23 protein-coding genes, 1 pseudogene and 1 riboswitch are annotated in these 26,490 nt (G+C 70.5%); of the genes and pseudogenes, 16 read left to right on the plus strand and 8 right to left on the minus strand.

Translation table 11 applies throughout. The annotated features are described in order from the left end of the window. Positions 1 to 6 precede the first annotated feature (6 nt). From ABT078_RS28115 to ABT078_RS28155, 9 genes and pseudogenes are all read left to right on the plus strand, one after another. Positions 7 to 822 (plus strand): SOS response-associated peptidase, encoded by an 816-nt coding sequence (locus tag ABT078_RS28115; protein ID WP_351232460.1) that lies wholly within the window; start codon positions 7 to 9, stop codon positions 820 to 822. Between the two features lie 33 nt (positions 823 to 855). Further along, the gene (locus ABT078_RS28120) at positions 856 to 1,503 is read left to right on the plus strand and encodes an alpha/beta hydrolase family protein (RefSeq protein WP_502981361.1); all 648 of its coding nucleotides are present in this window, start codon (positions 856 to 858) and stop codon (positions 1,501 to 1,503) included. A gap of 278 nt (positions 1,504 to 1,781) precedes the next feature. After that, on the plus strand, positions 1,782 to 2,429 hold the full coding sequence (locus ABT078_RS28125; RefSeq protein ID WP_502981367.1) for a sigma-70 family RNA polymerase sigma factor: 648 nt from the start codon (positions 1,782 to 1,784) through the stop codon (positions 2,427 to 2,429). After that, complete coding sequence (gene rsrA, locus ABT078_RS28130) at positions 2,426 to 2,746, plus strand: mycothiol system anti-sigma-R factor (RefSeq protein ID WP_351232464.1); 321 nt, start codon at positions 2,426 to 2,428, stop codon at positions 2,744 to 2,746. Before ABT078_RS28125 ends, rsrA begins: the two co-directional genes overlap by 4 nt. A gap of 284 nt (positions 2,747 to 3,030) precedes the next feature. Continuing rightward, positions 3,031 to 4,458: pseudogene (locus ABT078_RS28135) on the plus strand (HD-GYP domain-containing protein); the annotation flags it as partial. A 179-nt stretch (positions 4,459 to 4,637) separates the two neighbouring features. Next, the gene (locus ABT078_RS28140; RefSeq protein ID WP_351232468.1) at positions 4,638 to 5,888 is read left to right on the plus strand and encodes an HD-GYP domain-containing protein; all 1,251 of its coding nucleotides are present in this window, start codon (positions 4,638 to 4,640) and stop codon (positions 5,886 to 5,888) included. A 187-nt stretch (positions 5,889 to 6,075) separates the two neighbouring features. Continuing rightward, entirely contained in the window at positions 6,076 to 7,056 is a 981-nt protein-coding gene (locus ABT078_RS28145) for a tetratricopeptide repeat protein (protein ID WP_351232470.1), read from the plus strand. A gap of 60 nt (positions 7,057 to 7,116) precedes the next feature. Then, positions 7,117 to 7,758: a peptide deformylase gene (gene def / locus ABT078_RS28150; RefSeq protein ID WP_351232472.1), complete on the plus strand. Its 642-nt coding sequence runs from the start codon at positions 7,117 to 7,119 to the stop codon at positions 7,756 to 7,758. Between the two features lie 197 nt (positions 7,759 to 7,955). Beyond that, positions 7,956 to 8,693, plus strand: coding sequence for a D-Ala-D-Ala carboxypeptidase family metallohydrolase (locus ABT078_RS28155; RefSeq protein WP_351232474.1), 738 nt, complete (start codon positions 7,956 to 7,958; stop codon positions 8,691 to 8,693). A gap of 62 nt (positions 8,694 to 8,755) precedes the next feature. On the opposite strand, the gene ABT078_RS28160 is transcribed toward ABT078_RS28155, so the two are convergent. Then, positions 8,756 to 9,721, minus strand: a complete 966-nt coding sequence (locus ABT078_RS28160) for a helix-turn-helix domain-containing protein (RefSeq protein WP_351232476.1) — start codon at positions 9,719 to 9,721, stop codon at positions 8,756 to 8,758. 82 nt (positions 9,722 to 9,803) lie between these two features. On the opposite strand from ABT078_RS28160, the gene ABT078_RS28165 reads away from it, so the two are divergent. Beyond that, positions 9,804 to 10,043, plus strand: a complete 240-nt coding sequence (locus ABT078_RS28165; RefSeq protein WP_351232478.1) for a hypothetical protein — start codon at positions 9,804 to 9,806, stop codon at positions 10,041 to 10,043. On the opposite strand, the gene ABT078_RS28170 is transcribed toward ABT078_RS28165, so the two are convergent. From ABT078_RS28170 to ABT078_RS28195, 6 genes are all read right to left on the minus strand, one after another. Then, positions 9,998 to 11,065 carry a ribonucleotide-diphosphate reductase subunit beta gene (locus tag ABT078_RS28170; RefSeq protein WP_351232480.1) on the minus strand — a complete coding sequence of 356 codons (1,068 nt, stop codon included), beginning with the start codon at positions 11,063 to 11,065 and terminating at the stop codon, positions 9,998 to 10,000. The genes ABT078_RS28165 and ABT078_RS28170 overlap by 46 nt on opposite strands. Next, the gene (locus tag ABT078_RS28175) at positions 11,065 to 13,443 is read right to left on the minus strand and encodes a ribonucleoside-diphosphate reductase subunit alpha (RefSeq protein ID WP_351232482.1); all 2,379 of its coding nucleotides are present in this window, start codon (positions 13,441 to 13,443) and stop codon (positions 11,065 to 11,067) included. The genes ABT078_RS28170 and ABT078_RS28175 overlap by 1 nt, the downstream gene beginning before the upstream one ends. A 131-nt stretch (positions 13,444 to 13,574) precedes the next feature. Further along, positions 13,575 to 13,699: riboswitch (cobalamin riboswitch) on the minus strand. A gap of 42 nt (positions 13,700 to 13,741) precedes the next feature. Next, entirely contained in the window at positions 13,742 to 14,254 is a 513-nt protein-coding gene (locus ABT078_RS28180) for a GNAT family N-acetyltransferase (RefSeq protein ID WP_351232484.1), read from the minus strand. Between the two features lie 133 nt (positions 14,255 to 14,387). Next, positions 14,388 to 16,013 carry a monocarboxylate uptake permease MctP gene (gene mctP, locus ABT078_RS28185; RefSeq protein WP_351232486.1) on the minus strand — a complete coding sequence of 542 codons (1,626 nt, stop codon included), beginning with the start codon at positions 16,011 to 16,013 and terminating at the stop codon, positions 14,388 to 14,390. Continuing rightward, positions 16,010 to 16,264, minus strand: coding sequence for a DUF3311 domain-containing protein (locus ABT078_RS28190; RefSeq protein ID WP_351232488.1), 255 nt, complete (start codon positions 16,262 to 16,264; stop codon positions 16,010 to 16,012). Before ABT078_RS28190 ends, mctP begins: the two co-directional genes overlap by 4 nt. 300 nt (positions 16,265 to 16,564) lie before the next feature. After that, positions 16,565 to 17,332, minus strand: coding sequence for a GntR family transcriptional regulator (locus tag ABT078_RS28195; protein WP_351232569.1), 768 nt, complete (start codon positions 17,330 to 17,332; stop codon positions 16,565 to 16,567). 294 nt (positions 17,333 to 17,626) lie between these two features. On the opposite strand from ABT078_RS28195, the gene ABT078_RS28200 reads away from it, so the two are divergent. From ABT078_RS28200 to ABT078_RS28215, 4 genes are all read left to right on the plus strand, one after another. Next, positions 17,627 to 18,919, plus strand: a complete 1,293-nt coding sequence (locus tag ABT078_RS28200) for an extracellular solute-binding protein (RefSeq protein ID WP_351232490.1) — start codon at positions 17,627 to 17,629, stop codon at positions 18,917 to 18,919. A gap of 135 nt (positions 18,920 to 19,054) precedes the next feature. Further along, positions 19,055 to 20,077 carry a carbohydrate ABC transporter permease gene (locus ABT078_RS28205; protein WP_351232492.1) on the plus strand — a complete coding sequence of 341 codons (1,023 nt, stop codon included), beginning with the start codon at positions 19,055 to 19,057 and terminating at the stop codon, positions 20,075 to 20,077. A 23-nt stretch (positions 20,078 to 20,100) separates the two neighbouring features. Then, complete coding sequence (locus ABT078_RS28210) at positions 20,101 to 20,937, plus strand: carbohydrate ABC transporter permease (RefSeq protein ID WP_502981368.1); 837 nt, start codon at positions 20,101 to 20,103, stop codon at positions 20,935 to 20,937. A gap of 7 nt (positions 20,938 to 20,944) precedes the next feature. Next, positions 20,945 to 22,486: a glycoside hydrolase family 3 protein gene (locus ABT078_RS28215; RefSeq protein ID WP_351232494.1), complete on the plus strand. Its 1,542-nt coding sequence runs from the start codon at positions 20,945 to 20,947 to the stop codon at positions 22,484 to 22,486. Positions 22,487 to 22,622: 136 nt separating this feature from the next. Here the strand turns inward: ABT078_RS28215 and nagB are convergent, their stop codons facing one another. Continuing rightward, complete coding sequence (nagB, locus tag ABT078_RS28220; RefSeq protein ID WP_351232496.1) at positions 22,623 to 23,408, minus strand: glucosamine-6-phosphate deaminase; 786 nt, start codon at positions 23,406 to 23,408, stop codon at positions 22,623 to 22,625. A 156-nt stretch (positions 23,409 to 23,564) separates the two neighbouring features. On the opposite strand from nagB, the gene ABT078_RS28225 reads away from it, so the two are divergent. Continuing rightward, positions 23,565 to 24,635 (plus strand): SIS domain-containing protein, encoded by a 1,071-nt coding sequence (locus ABT078_RS28225; RefSeq protein ID WP_351232498.1) that lies wholly within the window; start codon positions 23,565 to 23,567, stop codon positions 24,633 to 24,635. Between the two features lie 337 nt (positions 24,636 to 24,972). After that, positions 24,973 to 26,439: a sensor histidine kinase gene (locus ABT078_RS28230; RefSeq protein ID WP_351232573.1), complete on the plus strand. Its 1,467-nt coding sequence runs from the start codon at positions 24,973 to 24,975 to the stop codon at positions 26,437 to 26,439. The last annotated feature ends 51 nt before the right edge of the window (positions 26,440 to 26,490 follow it).

Here is a 26,490-nt window from a genome sequence, read left to right on the forward strand (position 1 = left end):
GCACTTATGTGCGGACGGTATGCAGCGAGTCGCAGGCCCGAGGACCTGACGGGACTCTTCCAGATCGAGAAGTGGGAACCGGCGGAGACCCTGGCCCCCGACTGGAACGTGGCCCCGACGAAAGAGGTCTACGCGGTACTCGAACGTCCTCTGAAGGACGCGGACGAGCGACGTCCGGTTCGCCAGCTGCGGAAGCTCAAGTGGGGACTCGTCCCGTCCTTCGCCAAGAACCCCGAGGGCGCGGCCCGGATGATCAACGCCCGCGCGGAGACCGTCCACGAGAAGCCCTCGTACCGCCGGCCCTTCGTCGCCCGCCGCTGCATCCTGCCGGCCGACGGCTACTACGAGTGGGTCACCGGGACGGACGAGCGGGAGCTGGAGGTGCAGGGCAAGAAGAAGCGGCCCCGCAAGCAGCCGTACTTCGTCACCCCGGCCGACGGCTCGGTCTTCGCGATGGCCGGGCTCTACGAGTTCTGGCGCGACCGGACCCTGCCCGACGACCATCCCCAGTCCTGGTGGGTGACCTGCTCGGTGATCACGACCGAGGCGGAGACGAGCCCGCTGGCGGTCGCGCCCGCGGACGGCCCGCACTCGTTGTCCGACATCCATCCGCGGATGCCGCTGATGCTGACCGAGGACCGCTGGGACGCATGGCTCGACCCGGCGCGCACGGACGTGGACGAGCTGCGCGCGCTGCTGGCGCCGCCGCCGCCCGGACTGATGCGGGCGTATCCGGTGACGACGGCGGTCAGCAACGTCCGCAACAACGGGCCGGAGCTGCTGGAGGAGCTGGAGGCTCCCGAGGTGGGCACCCTCTTCTGAGATCTCCGGGGCAGACGGTGTGACACTGCTTACGTGACACAGAGCGAGATCGAGAGCGAGACTGTCGGGACGCCCGCAGGGGACGCCCGCATCACCTGGCACCCCGCCATCGGCAAGGCCCGGCTCGTGCTGGCGGCGAGCCATGGCGCGGGCGGCGGCATCGGGGCCCGTGACCTGCAGGCACTCGCCGCCGAGCTGCCCGCAGCCGGGGTGACCGTGGCCCTCGTGGAGCAGCCCTGGCGGGTGGCGGGGAAGCAGGTCGCACCGGCGCCGAAGACCCTGGACACCGGCTGGCGGGGGCTGTGGCCCGCGCTGGAGAAGCAAGGGCTGCCGATCGTCGCGGGCGGGCGCAGCGCCGGGGCGCGCGTGGCCTGCCGCACGGCGAGTGAGCTGGGCGCCCGTGCCGTACTCGCGCTGAGCTTCCCCCTGCATCCGCCGGGCAGGCCGGAGAAGTCCCGGGCGGACGAGCTGCTGGGCGCCGGCGTGCCCGTGCTCGTCGTCCAGGGCGGCAACGACCCGTTCGGGACGCCGGGGGAGTTCCCCGAGGGGGAGTACGAGCTGATCGAGGTGGACTCCGCCGATCATGGGCTGTCCGTGCCCAAGCGGGCGGCGCTGACGCAGGAGGAGGCGCTGGCCGAGGTCGTCGACGGCGTACGGAAGTGGATCACCGCTCTGGCGTGATCCGACCCGGATCGTGCTTGATCCTGACGGTCGTCCACGCACGGGAATAGCCGAGGGCCGGGTCTCTGTTGTGCCGGACGTCAGTTCAGGAGCTCGGAGAGGGAGTCCGTCGCATGGGTTCGACCATCTGCCCCAGTCGTTCGCGCGCCTCTGACCTGGAGTGGACGGTTCTGCCGACGGTCGGGACCGGCGCCACTCGGGCGGCGGGCGGAGCGGTTGGTCGTCTATCCTCCGATTCGAGCGTGTCCGGTTTCGGACTCGCCACAGCGTTGGAGGAGGTGGGTCCGGTCACTGGGACCGACGACGGCCGTGCGGAAGAGACGACCGCCGAGCGCAACGCACGATTCGAGCGGGACGCTCTCGGTTTTCTCGACCAGATGTACTCGGCCGCGCTTCGCATGACGCGGAACCCGGCCGACGCCGAGGATCTCGTACAGGAGACGTACGCGAAGGCGTACGGCTCGTTCCACCAGTTCCGGGAGGGCACGAACCTCAAGGCCTGGCTGTACCGCATCCTCACCAACACCTTCATCAACTCGTACCGCAAGAAGCAGCGTGAGCCGCAGCGCAGTGCCGCCGAGGAGATCGAGGACTGGCAGCTCGCACGCGCCGAGTCCCACATGTCGACGGGCCTGCGCTCCGCCGAGTCGCAGGCGCTCGACCACCTGCCGGACTCCGACGTGAAGGAAGCGCTGCAGGCGATCCCCGAGGAGTTCCGCATCGCCGTCTATCTGGCGGACGTCGAGGGCTTTGCCTACAAGGAGATCGCGGACATCATGGGAACACCCATCGGTACGGTGATGTCCCGACTGCACCGGGGCCGCCGCCAGTTGCGCGGAATGCTCGAGGACTACGCCCGTGACCGCGGGCTGGTTCCCGCAGGCGCCGGGGAGTCGACGAACGATCGGAAAGGCTCGGGCTCATGAGCTGCGGAGAGCCGCACGAGACGGATTGCGCGGAGATTCTCGATCATCTCTACGAGTTTCTCGACCGTGAGATGCCCGACGCCGACTGCACCAAGTTCGAGGTCCACTTCGATGAGTGCTCGCCGTGCCTGGAGAAGTACGGCCTGGAGCGGGCGGTCAAGAAGCTCGTCAAGCGCTGCTGCGGCCATGACGACGTGCCGGTCGATCTGCGCGCCAAGGTCATGGGCCGGATCGAGCTGATCCGGTCGGGCGAGGCCGTGCCGGAGCACGATGTGACGGTGGCGGGGGCGGATCTGCCGACCGCGACGGCGGAGTAGCCGCTGCCGCACCAGCGACGGAAGAAGGGGCGCACCGGAAAGGTGCGCCCCTTCTCGCGTGCGCGGGCGCACGCGGAGCGCTTGGCCGGGGGAGCCGCGGGTGTACACGGGGTGCCTGCCCCGGGCCGGCCGCGGACGTGCTCCCGCCGCCGGGCCTGTGGAGGGGCTGCGGAGATCGCTCGTGTCACCCGATGGTGCTAATCGGTCGTTTTCCGCCGCCGGGGATCGGTCCACTCGCTAGCCTGACGCTCTGTTCGGGGGCGGCCGAGGAGGGCTGAGCGCGGGTGAGAGGTATCCCGGGTGGGGCGCGTGCATTGATTCTCTGCGCCGTGGCGTGCGCCGGCGCATGTGTGCTCCCCTCGGTGTTCTCCGGAGCCGATGTCGCCTGGGGCGCGGTCGCGCTGCTGGCCGGGGTCTACGCGATGTGTGAAATGCCCGCCGGCCGCCCGTTCCTCGGACGGTTCCCCGGCGGGTCGGTGCCGATGGGCGCCGGATCGTTCTTTCCCGTGCTGCTGGCGGCCGCGCTGCTGCTGCCGCCCGCCGCGGCGGCGCTGTCGGCGGTGCCGGGCGCGCTCGTCGCCCATGTCGAACAGCGACCCGCGGCCGTACGGCGGGTGTGGCGTGCCGCCCAACTCGCCCTGGCCGCCTGGGCCGCGTCCTGGGCGGCCCTGCTGTGCGGAGGGATCGGCACCGCGCCCGCCTTTCCGGGTGCGCTGCTGCCGGCGGGGGCCGCGGCGGTGGCGTTCTGCCTCGTCCTCAGCGCGCTCGACGGCGCGGTCCTGGCCACCGCCGAGCGGCTGCCGTTACGGGCGGCGTGGCGCGGGATTCTTCCGGGCTCGCTCGCCCCGCACACCGTCCACGGCCTGGCCGGTCTCATGATGGCCGTGCTGTGGCGCAGCCCGTACGGCCCCGTCTCCGCGCTGTTCGTCCTGCTGCCGATGTACATCTCCTGCTGGGCCTTCGCGCAGTACCACCGCGAGCGGAGCGCCCACCGCTCCACCATCCGGGCCCTGGTGCAGGCCGTCGACATCAAGGACAAGTACACGAGGGGGCACAGCGAGCGCGTGGGGCAGGCGTCCGTACTGATCGCGCGCGAGCTGGGCATGGACGAGGAACGGCTGGAGGTGCTCCGCTTCGCCGGCATCCTCCACGACGTCGGCAAGCTCGGCGTGCCCACACGGGTGCTGCGCAAGGACGGACCGCTCACCCCCGACGAGCGCCGGGTCATCGAGCTGCACCCGGAGTACGGACACGAGATCGTGCGCGGGATCGGCTTCCTCGACGAGGCGAGGGCGGCCATCCTGCACCACCACGAACGCGTCGACGGCAGCGGCTACCCGTACGGACTGGCCGGCCGCCAGATCCCCGAGTTCGCCCGGGTCGTGGCCGTCGCCGACGCCTTCGACGCGATGACCTCCACCCGCTCCTACCGGCGGGCCCGCCCCGTCGCGTCGGCCGTCGAGGAGCTGAAGCGCTGCTCGGGCACCCAGTTCGACCCCCAGATGGTCCGTGCCCTGGTGCGGGCCCTGTCCCGCCACGGCTGGCAGATCGCGGTCACCGCGGACGAGCCGCTGCCGGGCGCCGTGGGCGGCCCCGGTGGTCCCCCGCCGCCCGATGCCGCTGCAGTCAGGGCCCCGTCGGCGGCCGTTCCGGCCGCGGCTCCGAGTGCGGCACGCACGCCGGGCGCGCCGCCCACCCCGCGTGGCCCCGCCGTGGGCCCCGCGTCCGTCGTGGCCGACGTCCCCGACCCGGCCCCGGCGCCCGACCCCGGCCCCACCGGGCCCCCGCCCGCCGGCACCCCGGGCACCCCGGGCGAACGGGTACGCCGGGTGGTCGACGCCGTGGTCGCAGCGCGGGCCGCTCGGGACATGGCCGACAGACGGCGGGGCGGATGAGACGGCGCGTCCCGCCGACCGTCGCGTGTGTGTACGGGGCGGCGGCGGTGCTGACCGTGGCCGGGCTGGGATGGACGCTGTGGACCGGGATCGAGGACCCTGGGATCGCGCTCGCGTTCGGCGTGCTCATCGCCGTCGGGGAGCTGGCCCGCCGGGGCGCGCTGCCGGGGGAGCGCGAGCCCGCGCCCCTGGGGTCGGCCGGGGCGCTCGCGTACGCGCTGCTCGACGAGAGCGCCGGCACGAGCAGCACCCACGGCGTCCTCCAGGTCGTCGCGGTCGTCGTCGCGGGCGCCCTCGCCGGGGTCGTCCCGCACATCGCACGCGGCCGCGGCCCCGCGCTCGACCAGGTGGCCCGCCGCGTGCTCACCGTCACGTTCGCCGCGGTCTGCTTCCAACCGCTCCACCACTCGGGCGAGTTGGCCGACCACGTCGGCAAGGGCCCGTACTACGCGCTCTACCTGCTGCTGCTCCTGCTGCTCACCGCGCTCTGCGACGCCGTGCTCGCCGCCCTGATGCTGCGCGCACGCACCCGCTACCCCTACGGTCCGCTGCTCCGCGACGAGCTGCGCTCGCTCCTCGGCATCGGCTCCGCCGTCTGCGCCACCGGGGCCGTCATGGCGCTCGGCGTCGCCGTCGCCGGACTCTGGGCGCTCCCGGTCTTCTGCGTACCGCTGCTGCTGACCCAGCTGTCCTTCCGTCGGTACGCGGCGGTGCGGACCACCTACCGCCAGACGATCGCGTCGCTCGCCCGGGCCACCGAGATCGCCGGCTACACCTCCCACGGCCATGCCCACCGCGTCGCCGCCCTCAGCACCGCCGTCGGTCGCGAGCTGGGGCTGTCCGGGCCCGAGCTGACCGTTCTCGAGTACGCGGCGCTCATGCACGACATCGGGCAGCTCTCCCTCGTCGACCCCGTACCGGAAGGGGCCACCGCCCGCCTTCCTGCCGCCGAGCAGCGCCGTATCGCGCTGCTGGGCGGCGCCGTGGTCCGCCAGACCGGCGTACCCGCGGCCGTCGCCGTGGTCGTCGAGCGGCAGGCGGATCCGTATCGCGAACAGCCGCTTCCCGCCCGAATCGTCCGTGCCGTCAACGCGTACGACGATCTCACCGGTGAAAGTGCCAAAGGCGCTCTCGGCGCGCTGGAGGAGCTCCGCCTCGGGACCGCGCGCGACTACCAGCCGGAAGTCGTGGAGTCCCTCGCCCGCGTCCTGTCCCGTGAAGCGTGGGGCCCGCAGGGCCTCCGCTGAGGGCGGTGGTGGGGGAAGGGCAGGCGGTCTGGCCCCTGCCCGGCCTGGGTAACCCATGGGTAATGAGCGGGCGTCCGACCGGGCATGGTTGGATGCGAATGAAGGCAGATACAGGAGACACGGCTACGAAGACACAGGCGGCCATGTGTCCGGGGGAAGTGACCCGAGCGACCGGCAGGCGGGAATCGTGAGGATCTTCGGGAAGGTACGGCATCGGCCCTCCGCCTCTTGGCGGCAGGCCACCGACCGCGCGTTCACGCTGATCGGCGACGGCCGGTACGAGGACGCGGGCGCGCTGCTGACCCGCGCTGCGGACCTGGAACCCTGGCTCTCGGAGTCCTGGTTCAATCTGGCGCTGCTGCACAAGTTCCGGCACGACTGGGAGCAGGCGCGCGCCGCGGGCCTGCGTGCCGTCGCGCTGCTCGACAAGGAGACCGGCGCCCCCGACTGGTGGAACGTCGGCATCGCCGCGACGGCCCTGCAGGACTGGCCGCTGGCCCGGCGCTCCTGGCAGGCCTACGGGCTGAGGGTGCCGGGCGAGGCCGCCGCGAGCGGCGAACCCGTCGGCATGGACCTGGGCAGCGCTGCCGTGCGGCTGTCTCCCGAGGGCGAGGCCGAGGTCGTGTGGGGCCGCAGGCTCGACCCGGCCCGGATAGAGGTGCTGTCCATCCCGCTGCCGTCGTCCGGCCGCCGCTGGGGCGAGGTCGTCCTGCACGACGGCGTACCGCACGGCGAGCGCACGACGGCCGCCGGCCACAGTTTCCCCGTCTTCGACGAGATCGAGCTCTGGGCGCCCTCGCCCGTCCCGACCTGGGTGGTGCTGCTGGAGGCCGCCACCGAGGAGGACCGGGACGCGCTGGAGCAGCTCGCCGCCGACGCCGGTTTCGCCGCCGAGGACTGGTCGTCCTCCGTCCGGCTGCTCTGCCGGGCCTGCTCCGAGAGCCGGATGCCGAGCGCCGAGGGCGACGGCGAGCACCTGGACCCGCACGACCACAGCGAGCCGGGCCACCCCGGGCCGCTCGGCCACCGTACGGCCGGGGACCTGTGGGTACCGGAGCGCGAGTGCGGGATCGCGGCGCCCGCCGGCCTGGTGCGCGGGCTGCTGGACGGCTGGGTCGCGGACAGTCCGGACAGCCGTGAGTGGCGGGATCTCGAGGAAGTCTGCTGACGCAGGGCCGTAGGCTGTACGGAGCAATCAGCGGGCACCGAGGAAGGCGTACGGCGGACAATGGCGCAGCAGGAGACGGACCAGCAGACGGACCAGCAGGTCAACGATGGTTTCGTCGTGGACACGGAGGACTGTGAGGAGCGCGAGCGGGCGCACCGCGAGCGCGGTACGGCCCGTCCCATCACCGTCGTCGGCAACCCCGTGCTCCACAAGGAGTGCAAGGACGTCACCGAGTTCGACGACAAGCTCGCGGCGCTGATCGACGACATGTTCGCCAGCCAGCGGGCGGCGGAGGGCGTGGGCCTGGCCGCCAACCAGATCGGTGTGGACCTGAAGGTCTTCGTCTACGACTGCCCGGACGACGAAGGCGTACGTCACACCGGCGTCGTCTGCAATCCGGTGCTGCAGGAGCTGCCGCCGGAGCGCCGTGTGCTCGACGACTCGAACGAGGGCTGCCTGTCCGTCCCGACGGCGTACGCCTCGCTGCCCCGCCCGGACTACGCCGAGGTGCACGGACAGGACGCCGAGGGCAGGCCGATCAAGGTGCGCGGCACCGGCTACTTCGCGCGCTGCCTGCAGCACGAGACGGACCACCTCTACGGCTACCTCTACATCGACCGGCTCTCGAAGCGCGACCGCAAGGACGCGCTGCGGCAGATGGCGGAGGGCACGCCGCGCTACGAGACCGTGCCGAACGACTGAAACGACCGACGTCGTGTCCGCGTGGTGAGGGCCCCGTTCCGGTGACCGGTGCGGGGCCCTCGCCTTGCCGCCGGTGGACTGCCAATGGGCGGACAAATGACGGCTGTCCATGCCCTGTTGACGCGCGTCGACCGTCCCGCCAGTCTCATGCGTGCACTCGCACGTCTCTCATCCGGTGGACTTGCCCTGGAGGGCCGATGCCCAGACGTACCGCACGACTCCTGCTGTCCTTTGTCATGCTCATGGTTGCCAGTGTGGGCGGGGTGATGGCCACGGCCGGTACCGCCCACGCCGACGGCTGCTACACCTGGTCCCGCACCCTCTCCCAGGGGACCTCCGGCGCCGACGTCACCCAGCTGCAGATCCGGGTCGCGGGCTACCCGGGCTACGGTGGCGTCCTCGCCATCGACGGCGACTTCGGCCCGGCGACCGCCGCCGCGGTCAAGCGCTTCCAGTCGGCGTACGGACTCGTCGCCGACGGCATCGCGGGCCCCGCCACCTTCAGCAAGCTCTACGCCCTCCAGGACGACGACTGCACCCCGATCCACTTCAGCTACGCCGAGCTCAACGACTGCAACTCCACCTGGGCGGGCGGTGCGGTGAGCGCGGCCACCGCGAAGTCCAACGCACTGCGCACGATGTGGAAGCTGGAGGCCATGCGGCACGCCCTCGGTGACCAGCCCATCACCGTGACCAGCGGCTTCCGTTCGTACGCCTGCAACAGCGCGGTCGGCGGAGCCTCCGACAGCCGCCATCTGTACGGTGACGCCGCCGACCTCGGCGCGGGCCCGCACTCCCTGTGCAAGCTCGCCCAGCAGGCCCGTAACCACGGCTTCAACGGCATCCTCGGCCCCGGCTACCCGGGCCACGGCGACCACGCGCACGTCGATCACCGCGGGAGCCGCTTCTGGTCCGCGTCGAGCTGCGGAATCTGAGTTCGCCCGGGTCCGGCCGAACCCGCCCGGGCCCGCCGCCCGCTCAGGCCCGCCGGGCCCGCTCAGGCCGCACGTACCGGCCCGCGGAACGTGCGCCGGTACGTGTTGGGCGTCGTCCCGAGCGTACGGAGGAAGTGGTGGCGCAGCGCGGCCGCGTTGCCGAAGCCCGCGCGGCCCGCGATCGCGTCCACCGTGTCGTCCGTGGCCTCCAGCAACTCCTGCGCCAGCAGCACCCGCTGGCGCAGGAGCCAGCGGTACGGCGTCGTCCCCGTCTCCTGGTGGAACCGGCGCGCGAAGGTCCGCGGTGACATGTGGGCCCGCTCCGCCAACTGCTCCACGGTCAGCTCACGGTCGAGGTGCCGCTCCATCCAGGCGAGCACCTCGCCCACCGTGTCGCACCGGGTGCGCGGCAGCGGCCGGTCGATGTACTGCGCCTGCCCGCCGTCGCGATGCGGCGGCACCACCATCCTGCGGGCGATCTTGTTGGCGACCTCCGGGCCGTACTCACTGCGCACGAGATGCAGGCAGGCGTCGATCGCGGCCGCGGTGCCGGCCGACGTGATCACCGGCCCTTCGTCGACGTACAGCACATCGGGGTCGACGAGCGCCCGCGGACAGCGGTCGGCCAGTGCGGCCGCATGGCGCCAGTGAGTGGTGCAGTGCCGGCCGTCGAGCAGCCCCGCGGCCCCCAGCACGAAGGCCCCGGTGCACACGGAGAGCACCCGCGCACCCCGGTCGACGGCCGCGCGCAGCGCCTCCAGCAGCTCCTGCGGGTACTCACGCTCCGTGTAGTTGCTCCCGGTCGGCACGGCGATCAGATCGGCCTCCGCCAGCCGGTCGAGCCCGTGCTCCACGGCCAGCGTGAAACCGGCGTGGGTTCGCAGTTGCGGCCCCTCCGCCGAGGCCACGGCGAAGTCGTGGACCGGGAGTCCGTCGTCGCTGCGGTCGAGGCCGAAGACCTCACAGAGGACTCCGAGCTCGAAGGGGTGTACGCCGTCGAGCAGGACGGCTGCCACGTTCTTCAGCATGGATCCAGTGTGGCAGTAATTCGATGGTTGCCGACAGTCCTGCCACTGATATTCCGGGAGCCCGAAGGCGAGAGTGGAGGGCATGAACACATTCCTCACCTACCTCGTCATCGTCGGGATGCTCGTGTTCGTCGGCCTTCCGTCGCTCATCGGGTACGCAAGGGACCGCGCCATCGACCGCGGGCTGCGTGAGGCGGAGCACCGGGACGCGGAGCGGGCGGGGGCCCGGACCGTCACCCGGTCCGGGCCCCCGCCCGCATGTGTCCGGCAGAACCGTCAGAAGTCCGCGTCCAGGTCGACGGAGCCCTCGACCGCCACCTGATACGCGGACGGCCGGCGCTCGAAGAAGTTCGTCAGCTCCTGGACGCCCTGGAGCTCCATGAAGGAGAACGGATTCTGCGAGCCGTAGACCGGGGCGAAGCCGAGCCGGGTGAGCCGCTGGTCGGCGACGCACTCCAGGTACTCGCGCATCGACTCGGTGTTCATGCCCGGCAGGCCGTCACCGCACAGATCGCGCCCGAACTGCAGCTCCGCCTCCACCGCCTCCTTCAGCATGTCGGTGACCTGCTGCCGGAGTTCGTCGTCGAAGAGCTCCGGCTCCTCCTTGCGGACCGTGTCCACGACCTCGAAGGCGAAGTTCATGTGCATCGTCTCGTCCCGGAACACCCAGTTCGTTCCGGTGGCGAGACCGTGCAGCAGGCCGCGGGAGCGGAACCAGTACACGTAGGCGAAGGCGCCGTAGAAGAACAGCCCCTCGATGCACGCCGCGAAGCAGATCAGGTTCAGCAGGAAGCGGCGGCGGTCGGCCCTGGTCTCCAGGCGGTCGATCGTCTCGACCGAGTCCATCCACCGGAAGCAGAACTGCGCCTTCTCGCGGATCGAAGGGATGTTCTCGACGGCGGCGAAAGCTGCCGTGCGGTCCTCCGGGTCGGGAAGGTAGGTGTCCAGCAGCGTCAGATAGAACTGGACGTGCACGGCCTCCTCGAAGAGCTGGCGGGAGAGATACAACCGCGCCTCGGGGGAGTTGATGTGCTTGTAGAGCGTCAGCACGAGGTTGTTCGCGACGATCGAGTCGCCGGTCGCGAAGAAGGCCACGAGCCGGCCGATCATGTGCTGCTCGCCGGGCGAGAGCTTGGCGAGGTCGGCGACGTCGGAGTGGAGGTCGACCTCCTCCACGGTCCAGGTGTTCTTGATGGCGTCCCGGTAGCGCTCGTAGAAGTCCGGGTAGCGCATCGGACGGAGCGTCAGTTCGAAGCCCGGGTCCAGCAGATTCTTCGGAATCCGGGAGGTGTCGGCGCGAAGCGCCGTCGTCGAGGGGTGGGGGGCGGGCGACGGGTGGGACATTACTGGCAGGCCTCGCAGGACTCGGGGTTCTCAAGGGAGCAGGCGATCGCGTCGGCGTCGGGGGCGGCCTGCTGCTGGGGGACGGTGGTGGCCACCGGCTTCGCGCCGGATGCGGCGCGGGCGATGCGGGTCGCCGGGCGGGAGCGCAGGTAGTACGTCGTCTTCAGGCCCTGCTTCCAGGCGTACGCGTACATCGAGCTGAGCTTGCCGATGGTCGGCGTCTCCATGAAGAGGTTCAGCGACTGCGACTGGTCCAGGAACGGGGTGCGGGCCGCGGCCATGTCGATCAGGCCGCGCTGCGGGATCTCCCACGCCGTGCGGTACAGCTCCCGCACGTCCGCCGGGATCCAGTTGAGGCCCTGCACCGAGCCGCTGGAGTCGCGCAGCGCCTCCCGGGTCTGCGCGTCCCAGACGCCGAGCTTCTTCAGGTCGTCCACCAGATAGGAGTTGACCTGCAGGAACTCACCGGACAGCGTCTCGCGCTTGAAGAGATTGGAGACCTGGGGCTCGATGCACTCGTACACGCCCGCGATCGAAGCGATGGTCGCGGTCGGCGCGATCGCGAGGAGGAGGGAGTTGCGCATGCCGCTGGTCGCGATCCGCCCGCGCAGCGCCGCCCAGCGCTCGGGCCAGGTGAGCTCGACGTCGTAGTGGTCGGGGTGCAGCACTCCGCGCGCGGCGCGCGTCCGCTCCCAGGCGGGCAGCGGGCCGTTGCGCTCGGCGAGTTCGCACGACGCCTCGTACGCCGCCAGCATGATCCGCTCGGAGAGGCGCGTGGAGAGGGCCCTCGCCTCCGCCGAGTCGAAGGGCAGCCGGAGCTTGAAGAAGACGTCCTGGAGGCCCATCGCGCCGAGGCCCACCGGGCGCCACCTGGCGTTGGAGCGGCCCGCCTGCTCGGTCGGGTAGAAGTTGATGTCGACGACCCGATCGAGGAAGGTCACGGCCGTGCGGACGGTCTCGTCGAGCCGCTCCCAGTCGATGTCACCGGCCGGGGTGACGAAGGCGCCCAGGTTGACCGAGCCGAGGTTGCAGACGGCCGTCTCGCCGTCGTTCGTGACCTCGATGATCTCGGTGCAGAGGTTGGAGGAGTGCACGACCGTGCCGGGCTCGGCGGTCTGGTTGGCGGTCCGGTTGGAGGCGTCCTTGAAGGTCATCCAGCCGTTGCCGGTCTGCGCGAGGGTGCGCATCATGCGGCCGTAGAGGTCGCGTGCCGGAATGGTCCTGCGGGCGAGGCCTGCCGACTCCGCCTTCCGGTACGCGGCGTCGAAGTCGTCGCCCCACAGGTCCACGAGGTCGGGCACATCGGCCGGGGAGAAGAGGGACCAGTCGGCGTCCCCGTTCACCCGGCGCATGAACTCGTCGGGGATCCAGTGCGCGAGGTTGAGGTTGTGCGTACGGCGCGCCTCCTCGCCCGTGTTGTCGCGCAGTTCCAGGAACTCCTCGATGTCCGCGTGCCAGGTCTCCAGGTAGACGCAGGCCGCGCCCTTGCGGCGGCCGCCCTGGTTCACGGCGGCGACCGACGAGTCGAGGGTCCGCAGGAACGGCACGATGCCGTTGGAGTGGCCGTTGGTGCCGCGGATCAGCGAACCGCGGGAGCGGATACGGGAGTACGAGAGGCCGATGCCGCCCGCGTGCTTCGAGAGCCGCGCGACCTGGTGGTAGCGGTCGTAGATGGAGTCGAGCTCGTCGAGCGGGGAATCCAGCAGATAGCACGACGACATCTGCGGGTGGCGGGTGCCGGAGTTGAAGAGCGTGGGGGACGAGGGCAGATAGTCGAGCCGGCTCATCAGCCCGTAGAGCGCGGCGACTTCGTCGAGGGCGCGGACCGAGTCGTCCTCGGCGAGCCCGGTGGCCACGCGCAGCATGAACTGCTGCGGCGTCTCGATGACCTTGCGTGCGATCGGGTGCCGCAGGAGGTAGCGGCTGTAGAGAGTGCGCAGACCGAAGTAGCCGAAGCGGTCGTCCGCGGCGCCGTCGATCAGCGCGTCGAGCCGGGCGGAGTGGGTGCGTACGAACGCGGCGGTCCGGTCTGCGATCAGGCCCTCGCGGTGGCCCACGGCGATGGAGTCGGAGAAGGCGGTCGCCCCCTGTGAGGTCGCCTCCTCCGTGATGGTGAGGCTCAGCAGCCGGGCCGCGAGCCGCGAGTACGCCGGGTCCTCGGAGATCAGCCCCGCGGCCGCCTCGGTCGCGAGATCCCGCAGCTCGGCCTCGTCCGAGCCCGCCTGCCGGCCGCGGAGCGCGGCGGCGGCGACCCGGCCCGGGTCGGTGTCGGGGAGGTCGGCGGTGAGGCCGGTCAGGGTCCGCAGCAGCGCGGTGCCTGGCCCATCGGCTTTGTCTGCACGCTGCACTGAAGCAGGATCGGGCGGCGCGATGGTCACGGGGTGCTCTCCCTCGCTCGGCTCGGGGCCGGCGGGGCGCTCGGGGCACGGGCGCACGCCTGTGGGGGCAGGTGCGCCGCGTCCACCGGCCTTTTCCGCGAGGCCCGGACGTTTGGGCACCCGGGCCGGACGGTCCGGGCGCACCGTCGGCAGGTCCTTGGACTCGCAGGCGCGCACACATGCGCGCCGGCACACCATTGCGGGACAGTTCCGGGTTCGCACCGGATTCCCCTGCGGCGACAGCGAGCATGAGCATACATGTGGGGGCGGGGAGTTGCGTCACCCACCACATGTTGTGTCACGGCGTCGGACGGAGCTCCAGGGCGTACGTCAGCAGGGCCAGCCCGGGGACCGGCTCCCAGTCCCGCTCGGGGGTCCGTACGAAGCCCAGGCGCTCGTAGATGCGGTGCGCGGTGTGCATCGAGGGCTGCGTGGACAGGACGAGCCGCACGCACCCGTCGGTGACCAGTGCCCGGTCGACGCACGCCCGGACGAGCGCCTCGCCGGCGCCCTTGCCGCGGCCCTCCCTGGCCACGGCGAGCATCCGGAACTCGGCCTCGCCCTCGCGGGCGATGTCGGCCCACGGGCCGCCGGACACGACGAAGGTCACCCCGCCCAGCACCCGTCCCTGCGCCTCAACGGCGACCAGTACCTCGGCGTCCTCGACGCGCGCCGCCACGTCCCGCAAGGTGTGCAGGTACTCGTCGTCCTCCCCGAAGTCGAGCAGCCCGTCCCCGAGGTACGCCTCCGCCGTGATCGCCCCGAGCGTCTCGTACTCGGCGGGCTCCGCGCGCCTGATGATGAAGTCCATGCCGGCAGTCTTCCTCACGGCGACGACGTCGGCCCGGGCGCGCACGGGCGCGCGTAGAGGCCCCCGCCGTGAGACGGCGATCGGCGCAGGCTCACCGAGCCTGCGCCGATCGCGGACGAGAGCTTTCCGTGGGTCAGTGCGTGCTCGCGCCGACCGTGGGGAGCTCCGCCTTCACACCCGCGTCCCCCGCGTCCGCCGTGTAGTCCTCCGGGGACGTCTCGTCGACCCCGTCTGGCGCCTTCACCGCACGCAGCACGAACGTCAGGACGACCGTGACCACCACGTTCAGCACAAAGGCCGTCAGACCGATGTAGCCGATCTCCCCGATCCCGGGAATCTCCGCCGACGACCCACCGAAGTGCTTCTGCGTGGGGCTCGCGACCCCGTACGCCGCCATCGTGCCGTACAGCATGCCGGCCGCCCAGCCCGCGATCAGCGCCCAGCGGTGGAACCACCGTGTGAAGAGGCCGCCGACCAGCGCCGGGAAGGTCTGCAGGATCCAGATGCCGCCCAGCAGCTGGAAGTTGATGGCGACCGTCTTGTCCATTGTCAGGACGAAGGCCAGCGCACCCACCTTCACCAGCAGCGACACCAGCTTCGACACCTTGGTCTCCTGCGCAGGTGTCGCGTCCGGCTTCAGGAAGTCCTTGTAGATGTTCCGCGTGAAGAGATTCGCCGCGGCGATCGACATGATCGCTGCCGGCACCAGCGCGCCGATGCCGATGGCCGCGAAGGCCACACCCGCGAACCAGTCGGGGAACATGTTCTCGAACAGCTGCGGGATGGCGAGCTGACCGTTGGTCACCTTCACCCCGGCAGCGATCGCCATGAAGCCGAGCAGCGCCAGCAGCCCCAGCATCAGCGAGTACAGCGGCAGGATCGTCGTGTTGCGCCTGATCACCTCACGGCTGCGCGAGGACAGCGTCGCCGTGATCGAGTGCGGATACATGAAGAGCGCGAGCGCCGAGCCGAGCGCCAGCGTGGCGTAACCCCACTGGCCCAGCTCCCCGGGCACCAGCGCGCCTCGCGGCTTGTCCGTCGCAGGGTTGATCTGCGCGTACGCGTCGCCCGCCTTGGCGAAGATGTCGTCGAAACCGCCGAGCTTGATCGGGATGTAGATGATCGCGACCGCGATCACGATGTAGATCAGCGTGTCCTTGACGAAGGCGATCAGCGCCGGCGCCCGCAGCCCGGACGAGTACGTGTACGCCGCCAGCACACCGAAGGCGATCAGCAGCGGCAGGTCCTTGATGAACCAGTTCGTGTTCTCGCCGCCGCCGACGCCCATGACGTCCAGCACGGCCTGGATGCCGACGAGCTGCAGCGCGATGTACGGCATCGTCGCGAGGATGCCGGTCACCGCGACCGCCAGCGACAGCCCCTTCGAGCCGAAGCGCCCGCGCACGAAGTCGGACGTCGTCACATAGCCGTGCTTGTGCGACACGGACCACAGCCGCGGCAGGAAGGTGAAGATCAGCGGGTAGACGAGGATCGTGTACGGCACCGCGAAGAAGCCCGCCGCGCCCGCCGCGTAGATCGCCGCGGGTACGGCGACGAAGGTGTACGCGGTGTAGAGGTCACCGCCCAGCAGGAACCAGGTCACCCAGGTGCCGAACGAGCGGCCGCCGAGGCCCCATTCGTCCAGGCTGTTCTCGTTCTCGGCCCTGCGCCAGCGCGACGCGAGGAAGCCCATGACCGTGACGGCCAGGAAGAAGAAGATGAAGACGGCGAGTGCGACGCCGTTCACGCCGTCGTTCACTTCGACGCACCTTCCTTGCGGGCGCGCTGGTCACGCTGCCACAGCACGTAGGCCACCATCGTCAGCGCCGTCGAGACGACGACCCAGAGCATCTGGTACCAGTAGAAGAACGGCATCCCGGCGAACGTGGGTTCGACCTTCGCGTACGAGCCGACCCAGAGCATCGCGACGAACGGCGCGATCAGGCAGAGGGCCACGACCGTCCGTACCGGCGTGACGATCGGTTTTCTGTGTTCGGGTACTTCGGGCATGAGCGGCTCCGTCCCGTCGCTGATCAGCTGCGCTGATGTAACGCGCACGAAATCTAGGCGACGGTTCCGCTTGATGGAACCCTTGTCCGAATAACGGACGCAGTAATCGCCCAGCGGCACGGGGCGGCCGCTCAGCGGCCGAATTCAACCGCTCGGCGGCTGATTCCGACCGCTCAACCGCTCATCCGGACCGTTCGGCCGCCTCCCGGGGGACCCGGGGCCCGGCCGGTCCGTCTCCGGCCGCCGCGGCCGCGCGGCGCTGTGCTGTTTCCGGAGGCCGGCCCCCGGACTCCCCGGCCCTCAGTCCGACTCGGGCCGCTTCAGCCTCGCGACGAACTTGTACCGGTCGCCGCGGTACACCGACCGCACCCACTCCACCGGCTCGCCGTTCCTGTCCAGGGAGTGCCGGGACAGCATCAGCATCGGCAGGCCCACGTCCGTACCGAGCAGTCCCGCCTCGCGGGGCGTGGCCAGCGAGGTCTCGATCGTCTCCTCGGCCTCCGCCAGATGGACGTCGTACACCTCGGCCAGCGCCGTGTACAGCGACGTGTACTTGACCAGCGACCGCCGCAGCGCGGGGAAGCGCTTTGCCGACAGATGGGTCGTCTCGATCGCCATCGGCTCGCCGCTCGCCAGCCGCAGCCGCTCGATCCGCAGCACCCGGCCGCCCGGCGAGATGTCCAGCAGGCCGGCCAGTGTGTCGTCGGCCGTGACGTATCCGATGTCCAGTAGTTGAGAGGTGGGCTCCAGGCCCTGCGCCTTCATGTCCTCGGTGTAGGAGGTGAGTTGGAGGGCCTGTGACACCTTGGGCTTCGCGACGAACGTGCCCTTGCCCTGGATCCGCTCCAGCCGGCCCTCGACGACCAGCTCCTGGAGGGCCTGCCGGACCGTCGTGCGCGAGGTGTCGAACTCGGCGGCGAGCGTGCGTTCGGGCGGTACGGGCGTGCCGGGCGGCAGCGTCTCCGTCATGTCGAGCAAGTGCCTCTTGAGCCGGTAGTACTTGGGCACGCGCGCGGTACGGGTTCCCGTCCCGTTCTCGGCCTCGGTGCCGCCCCCGTCCGTGGCCATGGCCTGCCTTCCCGACTCGTGTGCTGCTGCCGTCACCGGCACCTCCGTCTGTTGCGGCTCACATGGTGGCACGCTCCGGTCACGGGTCGTCGCCCTCCCTCAGGTGTCGGTCCGATAACGGACGCGACAGCCCTTCTTATACACCCTTGACACCCCTAAAGGTCTAGGCCAAGCTCCCGAGTACTGGTCTAAACCATTAAAGACCAAGTCCCAGCCCCACGAGCAGTACTCGGCGTATGCCTCCGTATGTCTTCGCGGTGGGCGGGGGGTTGCAGCATCCCTGAGGAGGGTGGCGTGAAGCGCAAGCTCATCGCGGCGATCGGCGTCGCGGGCATGATGGTCAGCATTGCCGCATGTGGCTCCGACAGCGACAAGGGCGGCGAGGGCAAGAGCGACGCCGGGGGCAACAAGACTCTCACCGTCTGGGTCATGGACGGGTCCGCTCCGGAGGCCTGGATCGCGGAGGTCAACAAGGAGTTCGAGGCCAAGCACAAGGGCGTCAAGGTCAAGGTCGAGACCCAGCAGTGGAACGGAATCCAGGAGAAGGTCACCACGGCCCTCTCCGAGGACACCCCGCCGGACGTCCTTGAGCTCGGCAACACCCAGACCGCCGGCTACGCCGTCACCGGTGGCCTCGCCGACCTCACCGAGGACAAGGCCGAGCTCGGCTACGACGGTTGGAACAAGGGCATGCTCGCCTCGGCCGAGCTGGACGGAAAGCTCTACTCCGCACCGTGGTACGCCGCGAACCGTGTCGTCGTCTACGACAAGGCCCTCTTCAAGAAGGCCGGCGTGAACCCGCCGAAGACCCGCGACGAGTGGATCGCCGGTCTGAAGAAGATCAAGGCGTCGGACTCCAAGGTCCAGCCGATCTACCTGCCCGGCCAGAGCTGGTACGTGTACGCCGGTTTCGTCTGGGACGAGGGCGGTGACCTCGCGGTCAAGGACGGCGACAAGTGGAAGGGCAACCTGTCCTCCCCCGAGGCGGTCGCGGCGATGAACTTCTACAAGGAGCTGCAGTCCTACTCGACCGCCCCGAAGGACAAGGACGAGGCGACGCCGCAGCAGTCCACGGACGTCGTCCCCAAGGGCGGGGTCGCGTCCTGGATCGGTCTCGGCTGGGAGGCCGGCGGCGCGATCGACGCGATGAAGACGGCAGGCAAGACCGCCGACTTCGGCTACTTCCCGATCCCGGGCAAGACCGCCGACAAGCCGGGCTCCGTCTTCTTCGGCGGCTCGAACCTCGCCGTCGCCGAGCGCTCCGCCAACAAGGACCTGGCCAAGGAGTGGCTGGCCCTGGCGGCCGGCAAGGACCACATGGCCAAGTACGCCCAGGCGACCGAGGGCGGCCTGCTGCCGAACAACGACGCCGCGCAGTTCACGCCGCCGGCCGGTTCCTTCGCCGAGGCGATGGCGCTGTCCGCGCCGGTCGGCAAGATCACCCCGGTCACCCCGGGCTGGGCGAACGTCGAGACCGCGCCCAACCCGATCAAGGAGTTCATGACCAAGGTGCTCAAGGGTGAGGACGCCAAGAAGGCCGGCGAGGCGGCCGACAAGGTGATCACCGAGCGCGTCAACCAGGAGTAGTCGCAGCCGCCCGATGGTGCGGTCGGCGCCGCGCGCACCGACCGCACCACCGGCCTTCGCACCGACCAGCGGCCCGCTTCGTCGCGGGCCGCGCCCGATGGGCACGGGAGCCCCAGAACCGCGAGGAAGAGGACCATGACCGTGGACTCCCAGGGAGCGGTGGCCTCCGCTCCTCCGGACGCGCCCCGGGGGGCGGCAGGGACGGCGAACACCCCGCCACCGCCTTCCGGAACGAAGGAGGTTCTTCAGCCTCCTCGCGGCAGACGCGCGCTGCCCGGCGGACTGCTGCCGTATCTGCTGGTCGCACCGGCGGTCCTCAGCATGGCGGTGCTGCTGCTCTATCCGCTGATCCGGAACGTGATCCTCTCCTTCCAGCAGGTCAACCGGAAAGAGCTGATCACCCGCAAGCCCGAGTGGATCGGGTTCGACAACTTCACCGAGCTGCTGGGGGATCCGGACTTCTGGACCGTCGCCCTGCGGAGCGTCGCGTTCACCGCCGCCAACGTCGTCCTCATCATGGGCATCGGCACGCTCATCGGCCTGCTCCTGAACCGGCTCGGCAAGAAGATGCGACTGGTGCTCTCGCTGGCACTGATCCTCGCCTGGGCGATGCCGATCGTCGCGTCCGTCACCGTCTTCCGCTGGCTGTTCGACGAGCAGTTCGGCGTCATGAACTGGCTGATGCGCACACTCGGCTTCGCCGGCTACGAGCAGCACAACTGGTTCGAGACCGGTCTGTCCACCCTCGTCATCGTGACGGTCCTGGTGGCCTGGGGCTCGATCCCGTTCGTCGCACTGAACATGTACGCCGGTCTCACCACGATCGGGACCGAGCTCTACGAGGCGGCGCGGATGGACGGCGCGGGCGGCTGGCGGACCTTCTGGTCGGTGGTCTTCCCGAACCTGAAGCCCTTCTTCATGGTCACCACGTTTCTGGAGATCATCTGGGTCTTCAAGGCGTTCACCCAGGTCTACGCCATGAACGCCGGCGGCCCCGACCGGGCGTCCGAGACCCTCCCCGTCTACGCGTACATCACCGGCCCCGGCCAGGGGCACTACGGTCTCGCCGCGGCGATCTCGGTGCTCACCATCGTCATGCTGATCGCCGTCATGTCCTTCTACTTCCGTCTGATCCTGAAGCAGGAGGAGCAGCAGTGACCGCCACCTCCCCGACCGCATCCGTGCGCCGCAGGAAGCCGATCCGGCCCGCCGTGATCGCCAAGAACGCGGCCGCGCTCGCCATCGCCGCCCTGTTCGCCTTCCCCGTCTACTGGATGGTCGCCTCCTCGCTGAAGCCGCAGAGCGAGATCCTCAGCAAGGACCCGGTCTTCGTCTTCACCCCGACGACCGAGAACTACACGACCGCCACCGGCGTCGACCTGTTCTGGACGTACGTCGTCAACAGCCTCACCGTGACCGTCGGCGCCGTGCTGATCGCCCTGGTCATCGCCCTGGCCGCGAGCTTCGCGATCGCCCGGATGAGGTTCCGGGGCCGAAGGGGCCTGGTCCTCGCCGTGATGATGGCCCAGATGGCGCCGTGGGAGGTCATGGTCATCGTGATGTACATGATCGCCCGCGACCAGGACATGCTGAACAGCATCCCGCTGCTCACGGCGATCTACTTCGTCATGGTGCTGCCCTTCACCATCTGGACGCTGCGCGGCTTCATCGCCGCCGTGCCGGTGGAACTCGAGGAGGCCGCGCTCATCGACGGCTGCAACCGCGGCCAGGCCTTCGTCAAGGTGATCTTCCCGCTCCTCGCCCCCGGTCTGATGGCGACCTCGCTCTTCGGCTTCATCACCGCATGGAACGAGTTCGCCATGGTCCTGATCCTCAACAAGGAGAAGGAGGCACAGACCCTGACGCTGTGGCTGACGCAGTTCCAGACCGCCTTCGGCGACGACTGGGGCGCCACCATGGCCGCTTCCACGCTCTTCGCCCTGCCCGTGCTCATCGTCTTCGTCTTCCTCCAGCGCAGGGCCGTCGGCGGCATGACCGCCGGCGCGGTGAAGGGATAACGCCACCGTGACGACGCTCGCACACCGCACCGACACGCTCACGCGTGACGCACTCGCCGTCCTCCAGCCCGGCTTCGTCGGCATCGCCGCGCCCGAGTGGCTGCTGCGCCGGATCGGCGAAGGGCTCTCGTCCGTGGGCCTGTTCGGCCGCAACATCGCCTCGCCCGAGCAGCTCACCGCCCTCACCGCGCAGTTGCGGGCCGAGCGGGACGACGTACTCGTCGCCATCGACGAGGAGGGCGGGGACGTCACCCGCCTGGAAGTCCGTACCGGCTCCTCCTTCCCCGGCAACCTCGCCCTCGGGTCCGTCGACGATGTCGAGCTGACCCGGGGCGTGGCCGCGGAGCTGGGCCGCCGGCTCGCCGCATGCGGGGTCGATCTGAACTGGGCCCCTTCTGCTGATGTGAACTCGAATCCGAACAATCCCGTCATCGGCGTGCGTTCCTTCGGGGCCGATCCCCTGCTGGTGGCCCGGCACACCGCCGCATACGTCGAGGGAATGCAGTCCGCGGGAGTGGCTGCATGCGCCAAGCACTTCCCGGGGCACGGCGACACCGCCGTCGACTCGCATGACGCAATGCCCCGCATCGATGTGGACTTGGCCACTTTGCACGCCCGTGAGCTGCTGCCTTTCCGCGCAGCCATCGCAGCGGGTTCCAAGTCGGTCATGAGCGCGCATATCCTGCTGCCTGCGCTCGACCCGGACCGCCCGGCGACCCTGAGCCCGCAGATCCTCACCGGTCTGCTGCGCAAGGAGTTGGGCTTCGACGGACTCATCGTCACGGATGGCATGGAGATGCAGGCCATCGCCGCGACACACGGAATCGAGCGCGGCAGTGTCCTCGCGATCGCCGCCGGTGCCGACGCGATCTGTGTCGGTGGCGGCCTGGCCGACGAGGACACCGTGCTGCGGCTGCGCGATGCGCTGGTCACCGCGGTGCGCGAGGGCGAGCTGCCCGAGGAACGACTGGCCGACGCGGCCGCACGCGTGCGCGCGCTCGCGGACTGGACCCGGGGGGCCAGGGGGGCGGCATCGGAGCCGGGCGCGGCTTCACAGGAGGGGACCGCGCCCGGCACCGGCAGCACCGGCACCAGCACCGACATCGGCCTCGTCGCGGCGCGGCGGGCGGTGCGGGTCACCGCGGGGAAGCGGCCCTTCGAGCCCCTGACCTCGGCGCCGTACGTCGCCGCGTTCACCGCGGTCGCCAACATCGCCGTCGGCGACGAGACCCCTTGGGGCGTCGCGGCGGAACTGGCCCGACTGCTCCCGGGCACGGAGACGGGAAAGTACGCGGGCGCCGCGGTCGACGACGTCCTCCTGGCCGCGGGGGACCGCCGGATCGTCGCGGTCGTGCGCGACGCCCACCGGCACACGTGGATGGCCCAGTCCCTGGACGCCCTCCTCGCGGCCCGCCCCGACACGATCGTCGTCGAGATGGGCCTCAACCAGGCCCCACCGCGGGGCGCACTCCACGTCGCCACCCTGGGCGCGGCACGGGTCTGCGGCATCGCGGCCGCCGAAGTGGTCTGTGGGCGTTCGCTCCCCTAGGGCGATGGGGGGTCCCCTCCAGGTGAAGCTCGGGGGACGGCGGGCGGCCCGCGGCCGTACAGCCACAGAAGCCGGGCCGTCCCCTCGCGGGGGCGGCCCGGCTTCCGTCGTCCGGGGTACGCGGCGCGGCAGAGGCCTACAGGCCCTGCCAGACCGGCTTGTTCGCGTACGTGTGCCGGAAGTAGTCCGCAAGCTTCAGCTTCGACGCGGCGGCCTCGTCCACGACCACCGTCGCATGCCGATGCAGTTGCAGCGCCGAGGCGGGGCACACGGCCGCAACCGGCCCCTCGACGGTGGCCGCGACCGCCTCCGCCTTGCCCTCGCCCGTGGCCAGCAGCACCAGGTGCCGGGCGTCCAGGATCGTCCCGATCCCCTGAGTGATCACGTGATGCGGCACCTGGCCGATGTCGCCGTCGAAGAAGCGGGCGTTGTCCACCCGCGTCTGCTCGGTCAGCGTCTTGATCCGCGTGCGCGAGGCGAGCGACGAGCACGGCTCGTTGAACCCGATGTGCCCGTCCGTCCCGATGCCGAGCAGCTGGAGGTCCACCCCGCCCGCCGCGGCCAGCGCGGCGTCGTAGGCCTCGCACGCGCCCTGCACGTCCTCCGCGGACCCGTCAGGGCCCAGGAACGCCTCCGCGTCGAGCCCGAGCGGCTCGACGACCTCGCGCAGGACGACCGAGCGGTACGACTCGGGGTGCCCGGGGGGCAGGCCCACGTACTCGTCCAGCTGGGCGATCCGCGCGTGCGACGCGTCCACCTCGCCCGACCGGACCTTCGCCGAGAGGGCTTCGTAGACCGGCAGCGGGGTCGATCCGGTGGCCACGCCGAGCAGCGCGTCGGGCTTGCGGCGGAGCAGGTGGGCGATGCCCTCGGCGATGAGTTCCCCGCCGGCATGGGCGTCCGGGACGATGACAACTTCCACGCTGGGCCTGCCGATCGGTCGATGGTATGTGGTATAGACCAATCTAGCAGAATCGGGTGGCGCCACGGTGGATGCCGGCTGGCGGGGGTGAGGTCCTCCGTGGTCGACTGAGCCTGACGGCGACGCCGGCCATCACACGTTTGGGAGGCACCCAGCATGTCCGCCACGACGTCCGCCGAACACAGCGAGCAGCCGGGACGGATCATGTCCGGGGAGATGGCGGAGCAGCCCGCGGTGCTGCGCCGGATCCTCGACCAGGGGGCGCCGCGGATCCGCGAGGTCGCCGCCGCGATCGCCGAGCGCAAGCCCCGTTTCGTGCTCCTCACCGCACGCGGCACATCCGACAACGCCGCCCTCTACGCCAAGTACCTGCTGGAGATCCAGCTCGGGTTGCCCTGCGGGCTCACGTCCATGTCGACGACGACGGCGTACGGCGCGAAGCCGAACCTCACCGACGTCCTCGTCATCACCGTCAGCCAGTCCGGCGGCTCGCCCGACCTGGTGGCCTCCACGCAGGCCGCCAGGAACGCGGGTGCGGTCACCCTGGCGGTGACGAACAACCCGGACTCGCCGCTCGCCGCGGTCTCCGAGTACCACGTCGACATCCTCGCCGGCCCGGAGAAGGCGCTCCCCGCGACCAAGACGTACACCGCGTCCCTGCTGTCCCTGTACCTCTTCGTCGAGGGGCTGCGGGGTGGGGACGGCTCGGCGGCGCGGGTCCTGCCGGGGCTCGCCGAGCAGATCCTCGCCCGCCAGGACGAGGTCAGGTCCCTGGCCGCGCGCTACCGCTTCGCCGAGCGCATGGTGATCACGTCCCGGGGTTACGGCTATCCGACCGCCAAGGAGGCGGCCCTCAAGCTGATGGAGACGAGCTACATCCCGGCTCTGTCCTACTCCGGGGCCGATCTGCTGCACGGTCCGCTGGCCATGGTCGACAACATCTCGCCGGTGATCGCCGTCGTCACGGACGGCCGCGGCGGTGAGGCGCTCCAGCCGGTCCTCGACCGCCTCCGCGGCCGTGGGGCCGACCTCTTCGTGGTCGGTCCCAAGCGCCAGGTCGATGCCGCGTCCGCGGGCTTCGTGCTGCCCACGGAGGGCGTGGCGGAGGAGGTCCAGCCCGTTCTGGAGATCCTCCCCCTCCAGCTGCTGGCGTACGAGGTCACCATCGCCCGCGGCCAGGACCCGGACGCGCCGCGCGCTCTCGCCAAGGTCACCGAGACCCGCTGATCCGGCCGGTCCGGCGGCACCACCCTCGGAAAAACCCACGGGCCGCGGCGCCGGGACGGGACCCTCAGCCCGTCCGGCACCGCAGCCCGGAGTTGCTCGGCCGGTGGGTGTGCGGTCCCACGCGGCCGTGGGGAGGCAGCGGCGCAGTCAGGGCAGAGAGCGCCGGGTGCCTCGGTCCGTCCTCCTGTGCGGGGAGGGCGGAAGTTGTTGAGTCATTGTGGACTAGACCATTCTTGTCTGTCCATCCATACGTTCGGACCGCTTTGGGGACCATCCTCCACCACGGAGCCCCGTCCCGTCAGGTTCATACCGAAGGTACGCTCGCAGCGTGCCCTCCATGAACGACCTCGTACGCCAGCACACCGCTCTGAGTGAGTCCGACCTCGAGTGGCTGCACCTGCTGGTCTCGGAGTGGCAGCTGCTCTCCGACCTCTCCTTCGCCGACCTCGTCCTCTGGGTCCCCACCCTCGACGGCACGCGCTATGTCTCCGTCGCCCAGATGCGGCCGAACACCGGCCCCACCTCCTATCAGGACGACATGGTCGGCCATTTGGTTCCCCGTGGCCGCCGCCCGCTGCTCGACGCGGCACTGGACGAGGGCCGGATCGTGCGCGAGGGCGACCCCGAGTGGCGCGAGGAGGTGCCGGTGCGGGTCGAGTCCATCCCCGTACGCCGCGAGGGCCGCGTCCTCGGAGTCATCGCCCGCAACACCAATCTGCTGACCGTGCGCACCCCCAGCCGGCTGGAGCTCACGTACCTCCAGTCGGCATCGGATCTCGCGCAGATGATCGCCGCCGGAGCCTTCCCCTTCCCCGGGCAGCAGGTCGACATGGACGCGTCCCCGCGCGCCGGCGACGGACTGATCCGCCTCGACGCCGACGGAATCGTCCAGTACGCGTCCCCGAACGCGCTCTCCGCGTACCACCGTCTCGGCCTCGCCGCCGACCTCGTCGGACAGCACCTCGGCCAGATCACCGCGGAACTCGCCCCGTCCCGTGGCCCGGTCGACGAGGCCCTGGTCAAGCTCGCCAGCGGATACGCGCCCCGCGAGACCGAGGTGGAGGGCAGCGGCGGGGTGATCCAGCTGCGCGCCATCCCGCTCAAGCCCAAGGGCACCCGGATCGGCTCGCTCATCCTGCTCCGGGACGTCACCGAACTCCGGCGCCGCGAACGCGAGTTGATCACCAAGGACGCCACCATCCGGGAGATCCACCACCGAGTGAAGAACAATCTCCAGACGGTCGCCGCGCTCCTGCGGCTGCAGGCCCGCCGGATGGATTCGGTACGCGGCCGCGAGGCGCTCAACGAGGCCGTACGCCGCGTCGGCTCCATCGCGATCGTCCACGAGACGCTCTCTCAGAACCTCGACGAGCGCGTGGAGTTCGACGAGATCGCCGACCGGGTTGTCGCGATGGTCGCGGAGATCTCGCCGGGCAAGGTCGTGTGCCGCCGTACCGGGCGCTGCGGAATCCTGGACGCCGAGGTTGCGACCCCGCTCTCGATGGTCCTGACCGAGATCCTGCAGAATGCCCTGGAGCATGCCTTCGCCCCGGGGGAGCACGGCACGGTCGAGGTCGCGGCGATGCGTGGCGGGCCGCGTGGCCAGGAGCGGCTGCTGATCACGGTCCAGGACGACGGCCGCGGTCTGCCGGAAGGCTTCGATCCGCAGCGGGCCGGCAATCTGGGTCTTCAGATCGTCAGGACGCTCGTCGAGGGGGAGTTGGGCGGCACCTTCGACATGGTGCCGGGTGTCGAGCGCGGCACGCGGGTCGTTCTCGACATCCCCGTGCAAAGCCAGAAGTAGCCCACGAGCACCCCTTGAGCAGCCCCCGGTCGGTCCCGAGGGCGCGGCCGG

This window comes from Streptomyces sp. NPDC002133 (assembly GCF_040296405.1).
Lineage (GTDB): Bacteria > Actinomycetota > Actinomycetes > Streptomycetales > Streptomycetaceae > Streptomyces.

What these genes read in the sequence shown, in the direction of transcription:
- ABT078_RS28115 (WP_351232460.1), top strand. Translation starts at nt 7, where the DNA reads ATGTGCGGACGGTATGCAGCGAGTCGCAGGCCCGAGGACCTGACGGGA.
- rsrA (WP_351232464.1), top strand. Translation starts at nt 2,426, where the DNA reads ATGAGCTGCGGAGAGCCGCACGAGACGGATTGCGCGGAGATTCTCGAT.
- ABT078_RS28140 (WP_351232468.1), top strand. Translation starts at nt 4,638, where the DNA reads ATGAGACGGCGCGTCCCGCCGACCGTCGCGTGTGTGTACGGGGCGGCG.
- def (WP_351232472.1), top strand. Translation starts at nt 7,117, where the DNA reads ATGGCGCAGCAGGAGACGGACCAGCAGACGGACCAGCAGGTCAACGAT.
- ABT078_RS28155 (WP_351232474.1), top strand. Translation starts at nt 7,956, where the DNA reads ATGCCCAGACGTACCGCACGACTCCTGCTGTCCTTTGTCATGCTCATG.
- ABT078_RS28160 (WP_351232476.1), bottom strand. Translation starts at nt 9,721, where the DNA reads ATGCTGAAGAACGTGGCAGCCGTCCTGCTCGACGGCGTACACCCCTTC.
- ABT078_RS28165 (WP_351232478.1), top strand. Translation starts at nt 9,804, where the DNA reads ATGAACACATTCCTCACCTACCTCGTCATCGTCGGGATGCTCGTGTTC.
- ABT078_RS28170 (WP_351232480.1), bottom strand. Translation starts at nt 11,065, where the DNA reads ATGTCCCACCCGTCGCCCGCCCCCCACCCCTCGACGACGGCGCTTCGC.
- ABT078_RS28180 (WP_351232484.1), bottom strand. Translation starts at nt 14,254, where the DNA reads ATGGACTTCATCATCAGGCGCGCGGAGCCCGCCGAGTACGAGACGCTC.
- ABT078_RS28190 (WP_351232488.1), bottom strand. Translation starts at nt 16,264, where the DNA reads ATGCCCGAAGTACCCGAACACAGAAAACCGATCGTCACGCCGGTACGG.
- ABT078_RS28195 (WP_351232569.1), bottom strand. Translation starts at nt 17,332, where the DNA reads ATGGCCACGGACGGGGGCGGCACCGAGGCCGAGAACGGGACGGGAACC.
- ABT078_RS28205 (WP_351232492.1), top strand. Translation starts at nt 19,055, where the DNA reads ATGACCGTGGACTCCCAGGGAGCGGTGGCCTCCGCTCCTCCGGACGCG.
- ABT078_RS28225 (WP_351232498.1), top strand. Translation starts at nt 23,565, where the DNA reads ATGTCCGCCACGACGTCCGCCGAACACAGCGAGCAGCCGGGACGGATC.
- ABT078_RS28230 (WP_351232573.1), top strand. Translation starts at nt 24,973, where the DNA reads ATGAACGACCTCGTACGCCAGCACACCGCTCTGAGTGAGTCCGACCTC.